Genomic DNA, 793 nt, shown 5'->3' on the forward strand with positions numbered 1-793 from the left:
CGACCTTTATCCATTGTCTTTCTAATAAGGTCTTCATTATGTGCGAGCTAACAGCCACACCACGAACATCTTCGATTTCACCTCTGGTAATAGGTTGTCGATATGCAATCAGCGACAGAGTCTCGAGTAAAGCACGTGAATACTTTTGCGGTCGCTCTTCCCATAAACGCCCTACCCACATAGATAAATCTTTCGCGGTCTGGAAACGATACCCACTCGCGACCTTGCTTAGCTGAATACCACGAGATAAATAATCATTCTGAAGTTCTTCCAAGACCAAACGAATGTCTGATTTCTGCGGCTGTTCATGCAATTCAAACATTGCATGGAGCTTATCAACGCTCATGGGCTTGTCCGATGCCATTAACGTTGCTTCAACAATGCGCTTCAACTGCGTTAAATCGAATGAATTACTTGTTGAACGCACTGAGCCAGCTTGATTGACTTCCGTTATTTCAATGTCAGACATGATCTTGTTTTTTTGTTTATCTAATTGGGAATAACTAGATTGTCGCCGTTTTGACTAAGAAAACGCAACCGAGGGTTTCATTTAGGTTTGAATTATTGCGGAAGCAACTTTGCTTTCACGTGAATAGCGCCAAAGGCTTCTGCTTGCACGAACTCTACTAATTGCTCTTTGATCAATTCCATAATCGCCAAAAACGTAACCACAACACCTTGCCGACCTTCTTCGAGAGTGAAAAATCGCTCGAATGGTACGTAGCTAGCATCATTAAGTTGTTGCAATACAAGAGACATCCGTTCACGCGTGGAAAGCGTTTCACGCTCAATT

2 protein-coding genes are annotated in these 793 nt (G+C 42.7%); both read right to left on the reverse strand.

Annotated elements, in window-relative coordinates:
- Positions 1–469: SMC-Scp complex subunit ScpB (locus A3738_RS02985; RefSeq protein ID WP_197473538.1), on the reverse strand; the 469-nt coding region annotated here is incomplete at its 3' end.
- 92 nt (positions 470–561) lie between these two features.
- Positions 562–793, reverse strand: a 232-nt coding sequence (locus A3738_RS02990) for a segregation/condensation protein A (protein ID WP_197473539.1), incomplete at its 5' end; no start/stop codon positions are given.

The organism is Oleiphilus sp. HI0066, from assembly GCF_001635725.1.